Raw genomic sequence first — 17,037 nt, forward strand, 5'->3', positions numbered from 1 at the left:
CGACGAGGCGGCATCCGGGGCGGCGCCACCCTCGAGGCCTTCCGCCACCGCGGCATCTACCGAACGTCGACGGCGGCACGAGCCCGTTCGGCTCTCGCCGGGGGCAAGACGCCGGTGCACAGCGACTCGACCGAGGGTTCGCGTCCGATCCTCGAACGGTCGGGCCTGGTCGCCGTGTCGACGATGACCCCGTACGACTGGACCCGCTGAGGCCACCCGCGCGGGCGAGTTCGTCGGAGTCGGGGGTCGTGACCGACCGTCCCCGACGAAGTCGCCCGTTCCGGCCTCGAGCGTCGGCCCGGTCAGGGCCGGTGGGAGGCGCGCTCGAGGTCGACGCGAAAGGCGCCCGTCCGGCTCCACACCAGCGGGGTGCCCTCGACGCGGTACATCTCGAGGGCCCGCTGCTCGTGGTCGCGCGGGGCGTGGCCGGAGGCGCGGATCACCCGCCACCACGGGAGGTCGGCCCCGGCGTACGCCATGACCTGGCCGACGCGCCGCGATGCCCGCGACCCGAGGACGGACGCGACCGAGCCGTAGGTCATGACGTGGCCGGGCGGGATCGCCTCGACCACGGCGACGACCCGCGAGGCGAAGTCGTCCGGGTCCGGCTCGGGGTCGGGTCCTGCCTCGGGCCGGGACCCGACGTGGCGGCTCACGCCGTGGGGCCGACGTCGCCGCGGGTCACGCGGGCGACGACGCCAGTGTCAGGCCGGCGACGTGCTCGCCGTAGGGCGTCTCGCCGATGACCTCGAAGCCGATGTGGTGGAAGAACTCTTCGGGCCCGTCGTCGCCGGGCTCGTAGATGACGGTGACCCGGTCGAAGCCGCGGCTGCGGGCCTCGTCGGCGAGGGCGTGCACGGCGAAGCGCCCGATGCCCCGGCCCTGGGCGTCGGCCTCGACGTTGATGCGCCAGATGCAGCTGCGCAGCGCCTCGTCGTCGGCCTCGGCGTCGAAGTTGCCCATGATGAAGCCGACCACGGTGCCGTCGGCGTCGACGACGACCCGGGGCCAGGCGGTGGTCGGGTTCACGTAGGCCTCGGCGATCGAGTGCGAGACGGGAGCGACGAACTGCTCTTGCCCCGGCTTGAGCGTGAGGTTGTTGGCCGCGACGACGGTGGCGGCGGACAGTTCTTCGAGGCGCAGACCAGACATGGGATCAGGGTATCGGCGTGCCCCCGGGGGCACCACCACCGGGGGGATGAGGCGCCCCGCGTACACGCGGAGGCCCCGGGTCGTGGATGATGACGAGAATGAACCGCGGGACGAACCTGCCGGCGATCGGCGGCTACAACCGATCCGTCGTGCTCGACGCGATCCGACGAGAGAGCGCCGGCCTCAGTCGCACCGAGATCGCCGGCCGCACGGGGCTGAGCCCGCAGACCGTGACGAACGTCTCGAGACGGCTGCTCGAGGCCGGCCTCATCCGCGAGAGCGGCACCGTGATCAGCGGTCCCGGCAAGCCCCGCACGATGCTCCAGCTCGAGTCGAGGGGGAGGTTCGCCGTGGGGGTCCACATCGATCCCGCCGTGCTCACCTTCGTGCTGCTCGACCTCGTGGGCACGGTCGTGGCGCACGCCCGCGAGCTGACCCCGTCCGCGAGCGAGCCCGACGAGGTGGTCGCCCTCATGGCCCGCAGCATCGACGGACTCGTCGTGGCGAGCGGCGTCGACCGCGAGCTGCTGCTCGGGGTGGGCATCGCCTCGCCCGGTCCGGTCGACATCGGCCCCGGGCTGGTGCTCGACCCGCCGATGATGCCGCTCTGGCGGCACGTGCCGCTCCGTCGGGCGCTCAGCGAGGCGACCGGCCTGCCGGTCCTGCTCGAGAAGGACGTCACGGCCTGCGCCGTCGCCGAGACCTGGCTGAGCGAAGGAGGCGCGGGTCGGCGGACCGACTTCGCCTTCGTCTACTACGGCACCGGTTACGGCACCGGGCTCGTGCTCGGCGGTGACGTGCTGCGCGGGGCCAGCGCCAACGCCGGCGACTCGGGTCACGTCATGGTCGACGACCACGGGCACCGCTGCACCTGCGGACGCATCGGCTGCGTGGGCGAGCTCATCACGCCGCACGCCCTCGTCCGCGAGGCCGTCGACGGGGGAGTCCTCGTCGCCGGCGACGTGTCGGACGACGCGCTCGCCGAGGCGGCCCGTCGCGGAGACGACGTCGACATGCGCCGCATCGACGAGGCGTTCGGCGCCCTCGTGGGCAAGGCCGACGCGGGCGACGCCGGGGCGCTCGCGGTGCTGCACGGCGCGGGCCGCCACCTGGCCAGGGCCCTCGTCACCATCGTCAACCTGCTCGACCTGGACGAGATCGTCTTCGGCGGACCGTTCTGGGCGCCCCTCTCGCGGCACGTCCTCGAGGTGCTCCCGGCGGCCGTGCGGGGCGACCCCGCGCTGATCCCGAAGCACCCGGTCCGCATCGTCGAGTCGTCGATCGGCATCGACGTGGCGGCCGTCGGAGCGGCCTGCCTGGTGCTCGACCAGACGTTCTCGCCGCGACCGTCCGCCCTGCTGATCCGCGCCTGACGAGGCCGACCCGCGCCTCCTGAGGTCCCCGACCCGCGCCTCCTGAGGTCCCCGACCCGCGCCTCCTGAGGTCCCTACCCGCGCCTCCGGGGGTGCTCGACCCGCGCCTCCCCGGCCGCTGGGTCGTTACCGGACCGTTGCCCGCCGAGTGCTTGACACGAGTTAGTCCATACGATGTAGTAATCGCATCGCGGTCGGGCAGAGCAGCCCGGCACCGACGCGGATGGAGCAAAGGAGCACCATGTCACGCACGTTCACCTCGGCCCGGGGGCGCAAGCGCGCACTGGCCGTCGCCGCCGCGGCAGTCGCCACGGCCCTGCTGGCCTCGGGATGCGCGGGGGGTGCCGGCGACGGCGACTCCGACACCATCAAGGTCGCGTACCAGAAGTTCGGCACGTTCACGCAGATGGACGCCCACATGAAGGAGACGGCCAAGACCTTCGAGGCGGCCAACCCCGGCATGAAGGTCGAGTTCGTGCCCATCGCGGCGCAGAACGACGACTACTTCACCAAGCTCGCGCTGATGAACCGCTCGGCCGCCACCGCGCCCGACGTGATGTACGAGGACACCTTCAAGGTCAAGAGCGACGCGGCCGCGGGCTACCTGCTGCCGCTCGACGAGTACACCGCCGGGTGGGAGGACTGGGAGAAGTTCTACGACAACGCCAAGGAGGCCGGCGTCGGCGAGGACGGCAAGACCTACGGCATCCCGATGGGCACCGACACGCGGGCCCTCTGGTACAACAAGGACCTCTTCGCCCAGGCGGGCCTGCCCGTGCCGTGGCAGCCGAAGACCTGGCAGGACGTGCTCGACGCCGCCGAGACGGTCAAGGCGAAGGTGCCCGACGTCGTGCCGCTCAACGTCTACTCGGGCAAGCCGCAGGGCGAGGGGGCGACCATGCAGGGCTTCGAGATGCTGCTCTACGGCACGCCGACCGGCACGCTGTACGACGACGAGACCGGCAAGTGGCTGACCGACTCGCAGGGCTTCGTCGACTCCCTCGGCTTCATCGAGGACGTCTACCAGGGCGGCATCGGCCCGAAACCCGAGGAGGCGCTCGACACGAACATCGCCACCATCGTCGGTGGTGAGTGGCTTCCGCAGGGCAAGCTCGCGATCGCCCTCGACGGCTCGTGGATGAGCGGCACGTGGCTCGAGACCGGCACGAACCCGTGGCCCGAGTGGAACGACGTGATGGGCCAGGCGCCCATGCCCACGCAGGACGGCGCGAAACCGGGCGCGACGAGCATGTCGGGCGGCTGGACGCTCGCCGTGGGCTCGAAGTCGAAGAACCCCGACAAGGCGTTCGAGTTCATCGCCGACGCCCTCGACAAGGACGGTTCGCAGAGCTACGACATCGCGGCCAGCCAGATCGCCGTGCGCAGCGACGTCGCCGAGGACCCGGAGTACGTCGACAGCAACCCGACCTTCGAGTTCTTCTCGTCCATCGTGCCCGTCACCCACTTCCGCCCCGCGACGACCGACTACAGCCGCATCTCGAACGAGATCACCGTCGCGATGGAGGCCGTCATGACGGGCCAGCAGAGCCCGGAGGAGGCCGCCGCCGCCTTCGACGACCAGCTGGTCGGCATCGTCGGCGAGGACCAGACGCAGAAGGCGGGGGACTAGCCGGATGGCGACCATCGCCCCCACCCCGGTCGGCCGCGAGAGCGGCCGGCCGGGGGCCCCCGGGCCCGGCCCCGGGTCCCACGGCGAGAAGCCGGGTCGCCGGGCGGGTGCCTCGAAGGCCCGCGCGCTGCGCACCGGCGCCCGCACCCTGCCGCTCGTCCCGGCCTTCGTGCTGCTGGCCCTGTTCCTGCTGGGGCCGGTGATCTCGAGCTTCTACGGCTCCTTCACCGACGCCTCGCTGACCGGCTACGCCGCCGGCGGGTCGGAGTTCATCGGGTTCCGCAACTACACCGAGCTGTTCGCCGACCCGGACTTCCCGAAGTCGGTGCTGCTGACCCTCGCCTTCGTCTTCTTCTCGGCCGTCGTCGGTCAGAACGTCGTGGGCCTCGGGCTCGCCCTGCTGATGCGGAACGGCCACAAGGTCGTCCGTTCGATCGTCGGCACCTTCGTCATCGCCGCGTGGGTGCTGCCCGAGATCGTCGCCGCCTTCGCGGCGTACGCGTTCTTCAACGACGCGGGCACGCTCAACACCGTCCTGTCGTGGTTCGGCGTCACGGGCGCCAACTGGCTCTACGCGCTGCCCATGCTCTCGGTGATCCTCGCCAACATCTGGCGCGGGGCCGCGTTCTCGATGCTCGTCTACTCGGCGGCCGTGCAGGAGGTGCCACCCGAGATCACCGAGTCGGCCGAGGTCGACGGCGCCACCGGCTGGCAGCGCCTCGTCTACATCACGCTGCCGGTGATCCGCCGCAGCATCTCGACCAACCTCATGCTCACCACGCTGCAGACGCTCTCGGTCTTCACGCTGATCTACGTGATGACCGGTGGCGGGCCCGGCACGAACAGCACGACGCTGCCGATCCTCGCCTACCAGGAGGCCTTCCAGTTCTCGCAGCTCGGCTTCGGCACGGCGATCGCCACGATCATGCTGCTCGTCGGCGCCGTCTTCTCGATCATCTACATCAGGGCCCTGAAACCGGAGGTCGACTGACCATGGCCATGACCTCACCCAGCGGCCGCAGCATGAAGGCCGTCTCGAACGTCGTGCTGATCGTCATCGCGATCTGCTTCGCGGTGCCGCTCGCCTGGCTGCTGCTCGCGTCGTTCGACCCCTCGGCCACGTTGTCGGCCAAGGTGCCGTCGCAGTTCACGCTCGACAACTTCACGGCCGTGCTCACGCCCGAGATCTCGTTCGTCCCGCTCGCCAACAGCCTGATCGTCTCGGGCGGCTGCGCCCTCGTGACGGTGGTGGTGGCGATCCTCGCCGCGTACCCGTTGTCGCGCTACCGGATGCGCATCAACAAGCCGTTCCTCTACGGCATCCTGTTCGGCACCGGCCTGCCGATCACGGCCATGATGGTGCCGGTCTACAGCCTGTTCGTCTCTCTGAACCTGATCGACTCGATCGGCGGCACGGTGTTCTTCCTGGCCGCGACCAGCCTGCCGATGGCGATCTGGATGGCCAAGAACTTCATGGACTCGGTGCCCATCTCGCTCGAGGAGGCCGCCTGGACCGACGGCGCCTCGATGTTCTCGACCCTGACGCGCATCGTCGTGCCGCTCATGCGGCCGGGCATCGCCGTCGTGTTCATCTTCGTGTTCATCCAGGCCTGGGGGAACTTCTTCGTCCCGTTCGTGCTGCTGCTCAGCCCCGACAAACAGCCCGCCGCGGTCAGCATCTTCAACTTCTTCGGGCAGTACGGCTCGGTCGCCTACGGCCAGCTCGCCGCGTTCTCGATCGTCTACTCGGTGCCGGTCATCGCGCTGTACGTGCTCGTCTCGCGGACCCTCGGCGGATCGAACGCGCTGGCCGGCGCCGTGAAGGGGTGACGCGCCTCCCCACCGATCAGCACACCGCTCTCGAGTTCCACAGAACCACCCGTCCCACCGCGCGCCCCGGCGCGCCCGTCAGGAGACTGATCCCATGCACGACAACACCGTCCTCGTCGAGGCCCGCATCGACCGCTTCGTCCGCGACCGCATCACGCCGGCGGTCTACCGCCGGGCCCTGCCGCTCACGATCACCGCGTGGGAGGCGCCGGGCGAGCCGGTGCCGTTCGCCGAGGCCGTCTCGAACGAGTTCGCACCCTTCGCGGTCGGTTCGCCGTGGAGCCGCCCCTGGGGCACCACGTGGTTCCACGTCACCGGCACGGTGCCCGACGACTTCGGCACCGACCCCGCGACGTCGCTCGAGCTGGTCGTCGACCTCGGCTTCAGCATCCGCCAGCCCGGGTTCCAGGCCGAGGGGCTCGTCTGGCGACCCGACGGCACGATCGTCAAGGCGATCGAGCCCTACAACGGGTACGTTCCCCTGACCGCGATCGGGGCGGGGGCCACGCCGGGCAGCACCATCGACGTCTACGTCGAGGCCGCCTCGAACCCCGACATCGGCGGCGACGACTTCCACGGCGAGACGCTGCTGGGCGACCCCGAGACCGCGGGCGACGCGCCGATCTACGCCCTGCGGGGCATCACCCTCGCCGAGCGTGACGAGGTGGTGGCCGAGCTCGACCGCGACGTCTGGACGCTCGTCGGGTTGATGCGCACCCTCGACCTCGCCTCGCCGCGGCGACACGAGGTCCTGCGGGCCCTCGACCGGATGTGCGACGTCGTCGACCACGCCGACGTGGCGGGCTCCGCACGGTTCGGGCGCGAGGCCCTCGCCGGGGTGCTGGCCTCGCCGGCGAACGCGAGCGCACACCGCGTCGTGGCGACCGGTCACGCCCACATCGACTCGGCCTGGCTCTGGCCGGTGCGCGAGACGCAGCGCAAGGTCGCGCGCACCTTCTCGAACGTCGTCGCCCTGATGGACGACGACCCCGACTTCGTGTTCGCCGCCTCGAGCGCCCAGCAGTACGCCTGGCTGAAAGAGCGCTACCCCGAGTTGTTCGAGCGCGTCAAGCAGAAGGTCGCCGAAGGCCGCTTCGTGCCCGTCGGCGGCATGTGGGTCGAGTCCGACACGAACATGCCCGGCGGCGAGGCCCTCGCGCGCCAGTTCGTCGCCGGCAAGGGCTTCTTCCTCCGCGAGTTCGGCGTCGACGCCGACGAGGTCTGGCTGCCGGACTCGTTCGGCTACACGGGTGCGATGCCGCAGATCGCCCGGGCCGCGGGGGCGAGCTCGTTCTTCACCCAGAAGGAGTCGTGGAACGAGACGAACCGCATGCCGCACCACACCTTCCTGTGGGAGGGCATCGACGGCAGCCGGGTGTTCACGCACTTCCCGCCGGTCGACACCTACAACTCCGACCTCTCGGCGGGCGAGCTGGCACACGCCGAGAGCGGCTACGCCGAGAAGGGGTTCTCGAACGTCTCCCTCGTGCCGTTCGGTTGGGGTGACGGTGGCGGCGGGCCGACCCGCGAGATGATGGCGGCCGCGCACCGGGCCGCCGACCTCGAGGGCTCGCCGCGCGTGACCGTCGGCACCCCCGCCTCCTTCTTCTCCCAGGCGCGGGCCGAGCTCTCCGACCCGGCCGTGTGGTCGGGCGAGATGTACCTCGAGTTCCACCGCGGCACCTACACGTCGCAGGCTCGGACGAAGCAGGGCAACCGCCGCAGCGAGCACCTGCTGCGCGAGGCCGAGTTGTGGAGCGCCACCGCCGCCGCGCGAGGGCTGGTCGACTACCCTTACGACGAGCTCGAGCAGATCTGGCACGTCGTGCTGCTGCAGCAGTTCCACGACATCCTGCCCGGCTCGTCCATCGCCTGGGTGCACCACGAGGCCGAGCGCCACTACGCCCGCGTCGCCGAACAGCTCGAGGCGATCATCGGCGCGGCCCAACGGGCGCTCGCGGGGTCGGGGTCGGCGACGGTGACGTTCAACGCCGGGCCGGTCGCGGCGGCGGGCGTCGACGCCTCGTCGGGTTCGGCCGAGGGGCTCGCCCAGGAGGCGGGGGTCGGGTCGGTGGCACCGGTCGCCGACGGTGACGGCTGGGTGCTCGACAACGGGCTCGTCCGTGCGGTGTTCGACGGTGACGGCCTGGTCGTCTCGTTGGTCGACGCGTCGTCGGGCCGCGACCTCGTCGCCCCGGGCGAGAGGCTGGGCCTGCTGCAACTCTTCCGCGACACGCCCAACCAGTGGGACGCGTGGGACGTCGACCAGGCCTACAAGAACGTCCGCACCGACCTGGTCGAGGCCGAGTCGGTGGTCGCCGACGGCGGGGCCCTCGTCGTGACCCGCCGCTTCGGCGGGTCCACGATCGTGCAGCGCTGGTGGCTCGACGACGGCGAGGCCGAGCTGCACGTGCAGACCGACGTCGACTGGCACGAGCGGCAGAAGCTGCTGAAGCTGGCGTTCCCCCTCGACGTGCACGCCGACCGTGCGGCCTCCGAGGTGCAGTTCGGGCACGTGCAGCGCCCGACCCACCAGAACACCTCGTGGGACCACGCCCGGTTCGAGACCGTGGCCCATCGCTGGGTGCACGTCGCCGAGCCCGGCTTCGGCGTGGCCGTCGCGAACGACGCCACCTACGGGCACGACGTCACCCGCAGCACCCGCGACGCGGCCGACGGGGGTGACGGCGGCACCACGACGCTCGTCCGCCAGTCGCTGCTGCGGGCGCCGACCTTCCCCGATCCGTACGCCGACCAGGGGCGGCACGTGCTGCGCTCGTCGGTGCGGGTCGCACCCGACGTGCTCGAGGCGGCGACCGCGGGCTACCGGCTGAACCTGCCCGTGCGACGGGTCGAGGGTGCGTCGGGTGCCCGGGTGGCCCCGCTCGTGACGTCGACGTCGCCGGCCGTCCTGGTCGAGGCGGTCAAGCTCGCCGAAGACCGGTCGGGCGACCTGATCGTCCGGTTGTACGAGGCTCGGGGCGCGCGGGCGACCACCACGGTCACGGTCGACGCCGACAGCGGGTTCGGCGGGGCGTGGCGCACCGACCTGATCGAGCGCGAGCTGGCCGAGGGCTCGGCCGGGGCGGGGCGGTGGGTCGACGGCTCGGCGATCGACCTGACCCTGCGCCCGTTCGAGATCGTGACGCTGCGGGTGGCCAGGGCGTAGCGCCGGCGAGTCCCCTCCAGAGGGCACCGCACCACGAGATGGTCACAGCACCAGGTCTTCTCCTGGCGTTGTGACCATTTTGTGGCGGCGTGGCGGCGTGGCGGCGTGGCGGCGTGGCGGTTCAGCTGTGCGGGGGACGCTGCGCTCGCGTCGCGCTCGTCAGAGCGCGGCGGCGACCGCGGCGCCGGGCCCGCGGGCTCCGACCGTCGCCGCGCCGACGGCGGCCACGGGAAACCCCGGCGGCAGCAGCTCGATGCGCGACGAGAGCTCGAGCGATGCCAGGAACGGCGACCCGGCCGCCCAGCGGTCGAGCACCCCCGCGACGTCGTCGAGCAGGGGGCGGCCGAGGTTGCTCAGCCCGCCGCCGATGACGACCGAGTCGACGTCCGTCGTCAGGACGAGGAGGCGCACCGCGGCAGCGACGCCCGCCGCGAGGTCGGCACGCACGCGCACGGCCTCGGGGTCGCCGGCGTCGGCCGCTGCGAACAGGGCCACGGCCGGGTACGCGTCGTGGGTCGGCCAGTGGCGTGACACCGCGGCGCCGGCCGCCACGGTCTCGAGGCATCCGCGCTGACCGCAGGGGCAGAGCTCGCCGGACGGGTCGACCGGGACGTGACCGATCTCACCCGAGACCCCCCGTGACCCGCGCCAGAGCTCACCGTCGACGACGAGGCCCGCGGCGAGGCCGGTGCCGAGGTTCAGGTAGCCGACCGACCCGGACAACGACATGGCCAGGTAGGCGCCGAGGGCGGCCGCGTTGACGTCGTTCTCGACCCGCACCGGCACCCCGAGCCGGGCGCTCAGCGTCGGGCCCACCGCCACGTCGTCGAAGCCGATGTTCACCGCGTGCCGGACGCGACCCGTCGCGCCGTCGACCAGGCCGGGGATGCCGATGCCGACGGACTCGAAGGCGGTGACGTCGACGCCCGCGCGACCGGCCAGCGAGGTCACGGCCGCGATCGCGTTGGCCAGCACGGCGTCCGGGCCGAACCCCGTCGGCAGCCGGAGGCGGTGGACGGGTGCGCCGGTCGCGTCCACGACGACGGCGTCGATCTTGGTGCCGCCGATGTCGAGACCGACCCTCACGGCCGTCCCGTCGGGTCGGCTGCGGAGGGGCCCGCCGGGGCGTGGCCGAGCGCGCCGTGGGCCGCGACGACGGACGCGGTGGCGGGCGTGGACATGTTTGTTAGTAAAGCTTACGAACCCTGCCTCGGCAAGGGGCAGAGAGATCCACAGCCGATGTTTCGGGTGTTGACCGTCGGTGTTTCGTGTGCGTAAACTCGCCGCCACGCACCTTGACACGTGTTTGTAAGGCTCATTTACTAACGGCACGCCACCATGGCGTCGCCACCCCGGCGCCGCTGCCGACGGGCCTGCAGACCGGGCCATAGGTCGGCGACGATGCCGAGACGAGAGGACGCGCCCGTGACCAGCACGACGATCACCAGGCAGCAGCAAGCGCCCGTCCGCGCGCACAACCGGTCGCTCGTCCTGCAGGCGCTCTACCGCGACGGCTCGATGAGCCGGGCGGACCTCGCCCGTCGCTCGGGACTGACCCGTCCCACGGTCTCGGCCCTCGTCGCCGAGCTGATCGACGGCGGCGTCGCCCGCGAGCTCGGCGTCCGGGACGACTCCCGGGTCGGCAAGCCGGCGACGCTCGTCGGCATCGAGTCGGACGCCTTCCACATCGTCACGGTCGACCTGTCGAGCGCGGAGCGCTTCGTGGGGGCCGTCGTCGACCTGCGGGGCGGCGTCGTCGAACGCGCGAGCGTCGACCTCGACGGCGCCGTCGGTGAAGCCGCGGTCGCCCTGGTCGAACGTCTCGTCGACGACCTCGGCGCGCTGACGACCCGCCCGGTGCTCGGCGTCGGCGTCGCGACGCCGGGCATCGTCGACCACGACGGGGTCGTCCGCACCGCCGTCCACCTCGGCTGGTACGACCTGCCCCTGCGAGCGCGCCTGTCCGACCACGCCGGGCTGCCGGTCCACGTCGGCAACGACTCGAACGCCGCCGCCGTGGGCATCCGCACCTTCGGCGAGACGACCGTACAGGCCGCGACCGCGCACCCCGCGACCCCGCACCCCGCGACCGCACGCGCCGCGACGGCCCAGAGCCTCATGGTTGTGACGATCGACCACGGCGTCGGCGTCGGGCTGGTCGTCGCCGGCGCCCTCGTCGAGGGCGACCAGTTCTCGGCCGGGGAGATCGGGCACGTGACGGTCGACGAGAACGGCGACGTGTGCGCGTGCGGGCGACGCGGGTGCCTCGAGGAGGTGCTGGCCGCCCCGCAACTGAGGGCGCGCCTCCGTCAGCACGACGAGGGTTCGCGGGGTGCCGTGCTGCACGACGCCGGTCGTGCGCTCGGGCTCGTCCTCGCGCCGATCGTCAGCGCCTTGAACATCGACGAGGTCGTGCTGTCGGGCCCCGCCGACCTGGTCGAGGGCGCCCTGCTGCGGGCCGCCCGCGAGACCGTGCGGCAGCGGACGCTGTCGGCCGTCAGCAACGGCCTCACCATGCGCATCGCGGGCAGCGGCACCGACCTCGCCCTGCGGGGCGCGGCCTCGTTCGTGCTGCAGGCCGAACTGGGGTTGACGTGAACCCCACCACAGACCTCGGGGGCCCACCCCCGGAGGCGGCCAGGGCCTCCGCCCGTGCCGCATTCCCGACCCGACGCTTGTGCGAGCGCGGGCCGGGACCACAGCGATGCGGCATCCCCGCTTCGAGAACGAGGAGATGAAATTGCGAATCCAACGCTACACGGCGGTCGGGGCCCTGGGCCTGGCCGCGGCACTCGCCCTGACCGCCTGCTCGAGCTCGGGCACGGGCGGCAGCTCGTCCGACTCGCCGCAGGCCGTCCCCACGAGCAAGGGCGACGGCAAGACCCTGACCGTCTGGGTCATGACCGGCGACTACACGCCCGAGACCATCGACGCGATCAACGAGGAGTTCACCGAGGAGACGGGCGCCGAGGTCGACGTCCAGATCCAGCAGTGGGACGGCATCACGACCAAGATCAGCACGGCGCTCGCGACGAGCACCCCGCCGGACGTGCTCGACCTCGGCAACACCCAGGTCGCCAGCTACGCCGCGAACGGCGCCCTGCTCGACCTGACCTCGTACCGCGACGACCTCGAGCAGGGCCAGACCTGGCTGACCGGTCTCGAGGAGCCCGCCACCGTCGACGACGCGCTCTACGCTGTGCCCGGCTTCGCCGGTGCCCGGGCCGTCATCTACAACAAGACGATGTGGGCGCAGGCCGGCATCACCGAGGCGCCCACCACCTACGACGAACTCACCGCCGACCTCGACAAGGTGAAGGCCGCCAACACCGCCTCCGACTTCTCGGCGTTCTACCTGCCCGGCCAGTACTGGTACGCGGGCATGCAGTTCGTCTGGGACGCCGGCGGCGAGATCGCCACCTCGAAGGACGGCACCTGGACGGCCGGCCTCGAGAGCGACGAGGCGCAGCAGGGCCTGGCCGACTTCACCGAGTTCCAGAACGCCTACTCGACGCCCGCCTCGCAGACCCTCGACACGGACGCGCCCGACCAGACGCAGGTCTTCGCCGACGGCAAGACCGCGACGATCCTGCACACGAACGGCTCGATCGACCTCATCAAGAAGGCCAACCCCGCGCTGACCGACGACGACTTCGGCACCTTCCCGATGCCGGGCAAGTCGGGTGAGACGCAGCCGGTCATGCTCGGCGGCTCGGACTGGGGCATCGCGGCGAAGAGCCAGAACTCCGACCTGGCCCTGCAATGGACCAAGATCGCCACCAGCCCGGACATCCAGAGCGAGTGGGTCGTCGGCAACGACGGCTGGATCCCGAACAGCGAAGAGGGCATCAAGGCGGCGGCCGACGTCATCACCCCGATCCAGAAGGGCTTCTTCGACGCCGCGCTGAACTCGAAGGCCACCCCGGCCAGCGCGAACTGGGCGGCCCTCGAGGGCGACAAGAGCATCAACCAGCTCTTCTCCTCGGTCGTCTCGGGCTCCAAGTCGGCCGAGGCCGCGGCGAAGTCCTTCGACGAAGCCACCGACAAGGCGTTGAACGACTAGCGACGCGGCGCCCCCGGCCGCCACCGAGCAGCCGGCAGCACCCCGGGGGCGTCGCGCGAGCACCTGATCGCGCGACGTCCCCGCCCCCTCGACCCGCACCTCCTGGACTCGAACCGAAAGAGGAACCGTGGCCCTCTCGATCGCTCCCGGTCTCACCGAGACCCCGCCCGACGCCGCGCCCGACCCGAAGGGCGGCAAGCGCCCGAAGGACGAGCGCGGGGCTCCGGTGCGACCGGGGAAGAAACGTCAGCTCGCGCCGCTCTGGCTGCTCTCGCCGGCCGGCATCGTGCTGCTGGCCGTGACCGTCGCGCCGATCGTCTTCCTGGTGTTCACGTCGTTCACCGACTACGACCAGCGCTCGCTCTTCACCGGCGCGTACGACTCGGTGGGCGTGCAGCAGTACGCGACCCTGCTCGCCGACACCGACTTCTGGTGGTCGCTCGTGCGCACGCTCGTCTTCACGGCCGCCATGGTCGGCGGCAGCGTGCTGATCGGCACCGGCGTCTCGCACCTGCTGACCCGGCTGGGCACGCCCATGCGCTACACCGTGACGGTCGTGCTGATCCTGGCCTGGGCGATGCCGAACGTGGCGTCGTCGATCGTCTGGAAGTGGCTCTTCCAGCCCGGCTACGGCGTCGTCAACTGGCTGCTCACCCAGACCGGCCTGGTCGGCGACATGACCGACGTCGACTGGTCGAACGACGCGGCCCTCGCCTACACGAGCATCTGGCTGCTCATCGTGTGGCAGGCCGTGCCCTTCATCGCGCTGACGATGTACGCCGCCGAGACGCAGATCCCGCTCGAGTACAAGGAGGCCGCACGACTCGACGGGGCGAGCGAGTGGCGCGTCTATCGGACGGTCACCCTGGTGTTCCTCAAGCCGACGCTGCTGTTGATCACGATCTTGTCGATCATCTGGGACTTCAACGTCTTCAACCAGATCTGGCTCGTCTCGGCCGGCGGCCCCGACGACGCGACCTCGACCCTGGGCGTCTTCACCTACGTCACCGCGTTCGTCGGCTTCGACATCGGGCAGGGCGCCGCCATCTCGGTGGTCACCACGCTGCTGCTCGTCGTGCTGACCGCGTTCTACGTCCGCAACCTCATCCGATCCGGAGAAGACCTGTGACCACGACCGCACCCGCCGGCGTCGGCACCACGACGACCGAGACCGTCGCCCGCGACGAGAAGGCGAAGGAGGCGCGCCCGGGCCACGGCACCGGCCGCCCGTCGGCCGCCCGCCCGACCCGTCGACGCCGGAAGCCCCGCTGGGTCAGCAACGCGATCGCCGTCGTCTTCAGCCTCGTCTGGCTGTTCCCCGTCTACTGGATGGTGAACACGGCCTTCAAGCCGCGACCCGAGGTGATGACGGCGACCCCGCTGTTCTGGCCGCAGAACCCGACGCTCGACAACTTCGTCGTCGCCGTGACGCAGTCGGACTTCTTCACGAACCTGCGCAACAGCGTCATCGTCGTCGCGGGCGCGGTGATCTTCTCGATCGTGCTCGGCCTGTTCGCGTCGGCCGCCCTGTCGCGGTTCCGGTTCCGGGGGCGGCGCACGATCATGGTGTTCATCCTGATCGTGCAGATGCTGCCGGCGACGGCCCTGCTGATCCCGCAGTTCCTGATCTTCAACAGCCTCGGGCTGCTCGGCACCTACGGCGGGCTCATCCTGGCCTACGTCGCGTCGACCCTGCCGTTCTCGATCTGGGTGATGCGCGGGTTCTTCCTGGCGATCCCGGTCGAGGTCGAGGAGGCCGCCCAGCTCGACGGGGCGAGCACCTGGCAGGTGCTGACGCGCATCATGTTCCCGCTCGTGCTGCCCGGCATGATCGCGACGAGCATCTTCGCGTTCATCGCCGCCTGGAACGACTACCTCGTGGCCTACACGTTCATGAAGGACCAGTCGATGTACACGCTGCCCGTCTGGCTGGCCTCGTTCAGCACGCCGACCAGCGGCACCGACTTCGGCGGGCAGATGGCGGCCTCGGTGCTGTTCTCGCTGCCGGTCGTCGTCTTCTTCATGATCATCCAACGCAACCTGGTGACCGGCATGTCCGCCGGCGCCGTGAAGGGCTGACCCGTGACGCACGCACCCTCGACCACCTCGACGCCCGCTCGGCCCGGCGCCACGACGCCCGAGACCGCACCGGTCGCGATCGTGCCGCGTCCGGCTCGGCTGACCCGCGCCTCCGGGGCGTTCCGCCTCGATCCGGCCACGCGCGTCTCGGCGCCCGACGAGCTCGCGGGCGTCGTCGCCTGGCTGCAGCAGTCGCTGCGCCCGGCGACCGGGCTGCCGCTGCGCGAGGGCAGCGCCGACGGCACCGGCATCTCGTTCGACCTCGACGCCTCGCTCGGGGCCGAGGCCTACCGGCTGGAGGCGCGACCGGCCGGCGTGCGCATCACCGGTGGCGACGCGGCCGGGGCGTTCCACGGGGCCCAGGTGCTGCGTCAGCTGCTGCCCGCGGCCGTGTACCGGACGGCGCTCGTGACCGGCGTGGACTGGGTCGTGCCCGCGGTCGACGTCGAGGACCGCCCTCGCTTCGGGTGGCGCGGGACGCACCTCGACGTCGCCCGGCACTTCCTGCCGAAGCACGACGTGCTGCGCTTCGTCGACCTGATGGCGCTGCACCGGCTGAACACGCTGCACTGGCACCTCACCGAGGACCAGGGCTGGCGCATCGAGATCGCGAAGTACCCACGGTTGACCTCGGTGGGCGCCTGGCGCGGGTCGACGCAGGTCGGGGCGGGGCCGGACGCGACCCAGGACGGCCGACCGCACGGCGGGTTCTACACGCAGGACGACATCCGCGAGGTGGTCGCCTACGCCGCGGCGCGCCACATCACGGTCGTGCCCGAGGTCGACGTGCCGGGCCACTCGATGGCCGCGATCACGGCCTACCCGCACCTCGGCGTCGGCGCGGTCGAGGTCGACGGCACGCCCGTCGCGTCACCACGGCAGATCGCCGTCGGCACGGAATGGGGCATCTTCGAGGACGTGCTCAACACCGAGCAGTCGACGGTCGACTTCTACACGGACGTGCTCGACGAGGTGATGGAGCTGTTCCCGGGCACCTGGATCGGCATCGGCGGGGACGAGTGCCCCAAGGCGCAGTGGCGGTCCGACCCGCGGACGCAGCAGCTGATGCGCGAGCGCGGCCTCGCCGACGAGGAGGAGCTGCAGGCCTGGTTCATCGGCCGGCTCGACGCGCACCTGGCGGCGGCCGGGCGGCGCACCTTCGGCTGGGACGAGATCCTCGAGGGGAACGCCACGATGTCGCCCGGTGCGACGGTCGCGTCGTGGCGCGGCATGACCGGCGCGGTCACGGCGGCCCGGCGCGGTTACGACGTCGTCGCCTGCCCCGACGACCAGGTGTACCTCGACTACCGGCAGTCGGACGGGCCGGACGAGCCGATCCCCGTGTCGATCCCGCTCACCCTCGCCGACGTGTACGCCTTCGAGCCGGTGCCCGACGCACTCGACGAGACCGAGGCCCGCCACGTGCTGGGCGGCCAGGCCAACATCTGGACGGAGCACATGGACTCGCCCCGCACGATCGACTTCTTCGCGTTCCCCCGGTTGTGCGCCGTCGCCGAGGCGCTCTGGACGACCGAGCCGCGCGACTTCGACGACTTCTCCACACGGCTGGCCGTGCACCTGTCCCGCCTCGACGCGATCGGCGTCGAGTACCGGCACGAGTCCGGCCCGCTACCGTGGCAGCGACGACCGGGCGTGCCCGGGCGTCCGGCCTCGCGAGAAGAGCGCGAGGCGTACATCGAGTCGGTCGTGGCGAACATCCGCGCCGAGGCCTAGGAGGCGC

At 71.4% G+C, this 17,037-nt stretch carries 13 protein-coding genes and 1 pseudogene; 11 read left to right on the forward strand and 3 right to left on the reverse strand.

Features of this window, described 5'->3' with window-relative positions; genetic code table 11:
* Positions 1 to 9 precede the first annotated feature (9 nt).
* Positions 10 to 210, forward strand: a pseudogene (locus ABID81_RS13595) (GNAT family N-acetyltransferase); the annotation flags it as partial.
* Positions 211 to 302: 92 nt separating this feature from the next.
* Here ABID81_RS13595 and ABID81_RS13600 read toward each other — a convergent pair.
* Positions 303 to 656 (reverse strand): MGMT family protein, encoded by a 354-nt coding sequence (locus ABID81_RS13600; protein ID WP_354595317.1) that lies wholly within the window; start codon positions 654 to 656, stop codon positions 303 to 305.
* A gap of 25 nt (positions 657 to 681) precedes the next feature.
* Complete coding sequence (locus ABID81_RS13605) at positions 682 to 1,152, reverse strand: GNAT family N-acetyltransferase (protein WP_354595318.1); 471 nt, start codon at positions 1,150 to 1,152, stop codon at positions 682 to 684.
* A gap of 98 nt (positions 1,153 to 1,250) precedes the next feature.
* On the opposite strand from ABID81_RS13605, the gene ABID81_RS13610 reads away from it, so the two are divergent.
* The 5 genes from ABID81_RS13610 to ABID81_RS13630 all read left to right on the forward strand — a co-directional run bounded on the left by ABID81_RS13610 (position 1,251) and on the right by ABID81_RS13630 (position 9,154).
* Complete coding sequence (locus tag ABID81_RS13610) at positions 1,251 to 2,525, forward strand: ROK family transcriptional regulator (protein ID WP_354595319.1); 1,275 nt, start codon at positions 1,251 to 1,253, stop codon at positions 2,523 to 2,525.
* 241 nt (positions 2,526 to 2,766) lie between these two features.
* Positions 2,767 to 4,155: an extracellular solute-binding protein gene (locus ABID81_RS13615; RefSeq protein WP_354595320.1), complete on the forward strand. Its 1,389-nt coding sequence runs from the start codon at positions 2,767 to 2,769 to the stop codon at positions 4,153 to 4,155.
* Positions 4,156 to 4,159: 4 nt separating this feature from the next.
* Positions 4,160 to 5,146 (forward strand): carbohydrate ABC transporter permease, encoded by a 987-nt coding sequence (locus ABID81_RS13620; RefSeq protein ID WP_354595321.1) that lies wholly within the window; start codon positions 4,160 to 4,162, stop codon positions 5,144 to 5,146.
* Positions 5,147 to 5,148: 2 nt separating this feature from the next.
* A complete protein-coding gene (locus ABID81_RS13625; RefSeq protein ID WP_056259591.1) occupies positions 5,149 to 5,985 on the forward strand; it encodes a carbohydrate ABC transporter permease in 837 nt (278 codons plus the stop codon).
* Between the two features lie 94 nt (positions 5,986 to 6,079).
* On the forward strand, positions 6,080 to 9,154 hold the full coding sequence (locus tag ABID81_RS13630; RefSeq protein WP_354595322.1) for an alpha-mannosidase: 3,075 nt from the start codon (positions 6,080 to 6,082) through the stop codon (positions 9,152 to 9,154).
* A 159-nt stretch (positions 9,155 to 9,313) separates the two neighbouring features.
* Here ABID81_RS13630 and ABID81_RS13635 read toward each other — a convergent pair whose 3' ends face one another.
* On the reverse strand, positions 9,314 to 10,240 hold the full coding sequence (locus tag ABID81_RS13635; RefSeq protein WP_354595323.1) for an ROK family protein: 927 nt from the start codon (positions 10,238 to 10,240) through the stop codon (positions 9,314 to 9,316).
* Between the two features lie 339 nt (positions 10,241 to 10,579).
* On the opposite strand from ABID81_RS13635, the gene ABID81_RS13640 reads away from it, so the two are divergent.
* The 5 genes from ABID81_RS13640 (at position 10,580) to ABID81_RS13660 (ending at position 17,030) form a co-directional block, all read left to right on the forward strand.
* The gene (locus ABID81_RS13640; protein ID WP_354595324.1) at positions 10,580 to 11,752 is read left to right on the forward strand and encodes an ROK family transcriptional regulator; all 1,173 of its coding nucleotides are present in this window, start codon (positions 10,580 to 10,582) and stop codon (positions 11,750 to 11,752) included.
* Positions 11,753 to 11,888: 136 nt separating this feature from the next.
* Complete coding sequence (locus tag ABID81_RS13645) at positions 11,889 to 13,217, forward strand: sugar ABC transporter substrate-binding protein (RefSeq protein WP_354595325.1); 1,329 nt, start codon at positions 11,889 to 11,891, stop codon at positions 13,215 to 13,217.
* Positions 13,218 to 13,344: 127 nt separating this feature from the next.
* On the forward strand, positions 13,345 to 14,346 hold the full coding sequence (locus ABID81_RS13650; RefSeq protein ID WP_354595326.1) for a carbohydrate ABC transporter permease: 1,002 nt from the start codon (positions 13,345 to 13,347) through the stop codon (positions 14,344 to 14,346).
* Complete coding sequence (locus ABID81_RS13655; RefSeq protein WP_354595327.1) at positions 14,343 to 15,296, forward strand: carbohydrate ABC transporter permease; 954 nt, start codon at positions 14,343 to 14,345, stop codon at positions 15,294 to 15,296. Before ABID81_RS13650 ends, ABID81_RS13655 begins: the two co-directional genes overlap by 4 nt.
* A 3-nt stretch (positions 15,297 to 15,299) precedes the next feature.
* Positions 15,300 to 17,030: a beta-N-acetylhexosaminidase gene (locus ABID81_RS13660; protein WP_354595328.1), complete on the forward strand. Its 1,731-nt coding sequence runs from the start codon at positions 15,300 to 15,302 to the stop codon at positions 17,028 to 17,030.
* Positions 17,031 to 17,037: the final 7 nt, after the last annotated feature.

Origin of the sequence: Frigoribacterium sp. PvP054, assembly GCF_040547465.1 — a bacterium.
Classification (GTDB): domain Bacteria; phylum Actinomycetota; class Actinomycetes; order Actinomycetales; family Microbacteriaceae; genus Frigoribacterium.

Coding starts and splice junctions, on each gene's coding strand:
- ABID81_RS13605 (WP_354595318.1), bottom strand. CDS start 1,152: ATGTCTGGTCTGCGCCTCGAAGAACTGTCCGCCGCCACCGTCGTCGCG.
- ABID81_RS13615 (WP_354595320.1), top strand. CDS start 2,767: ATGTCACGCACGTTCACCTCGGCCCGGGGGCGCAAGCGCGCACTGGCC.
- ABID81_RS13625 (WP_056259591.1), top strand. CDS start 5,149: ATGGCCATGACCTCACCCAGCGGCCGCAGCATGAAGGCCGTCTCGAAC.
- ABID81_RS13630 (WP_354595322.1), top strand. CDS start 6,080: ATGCACGACAACACCGTCCTCGTCGAGGCCCGCATCGACCGCTTCGTC.
- ABID81_RS13620 (WP_354595321.1), top strand. CDS start 4,160: ATGGCGACCATCGCCCCCACCCCGGTCGGCCGCGAGAGCGGCCGGCCG.
- ABID81_RS13610 (WP_354595319.1), top strand. CDS start 1,251: ATGAACCGCGGGACGAACCTGCCGGCGATCGGCGGCTACAACCGATCC.
- ABID81_RS13645 (WP_354595325.1), top strand. CDS start 11,889: ATGAAATTGCGAATCCAACGCTACACGGCGGTCGGGGCCCTGGGCCTG.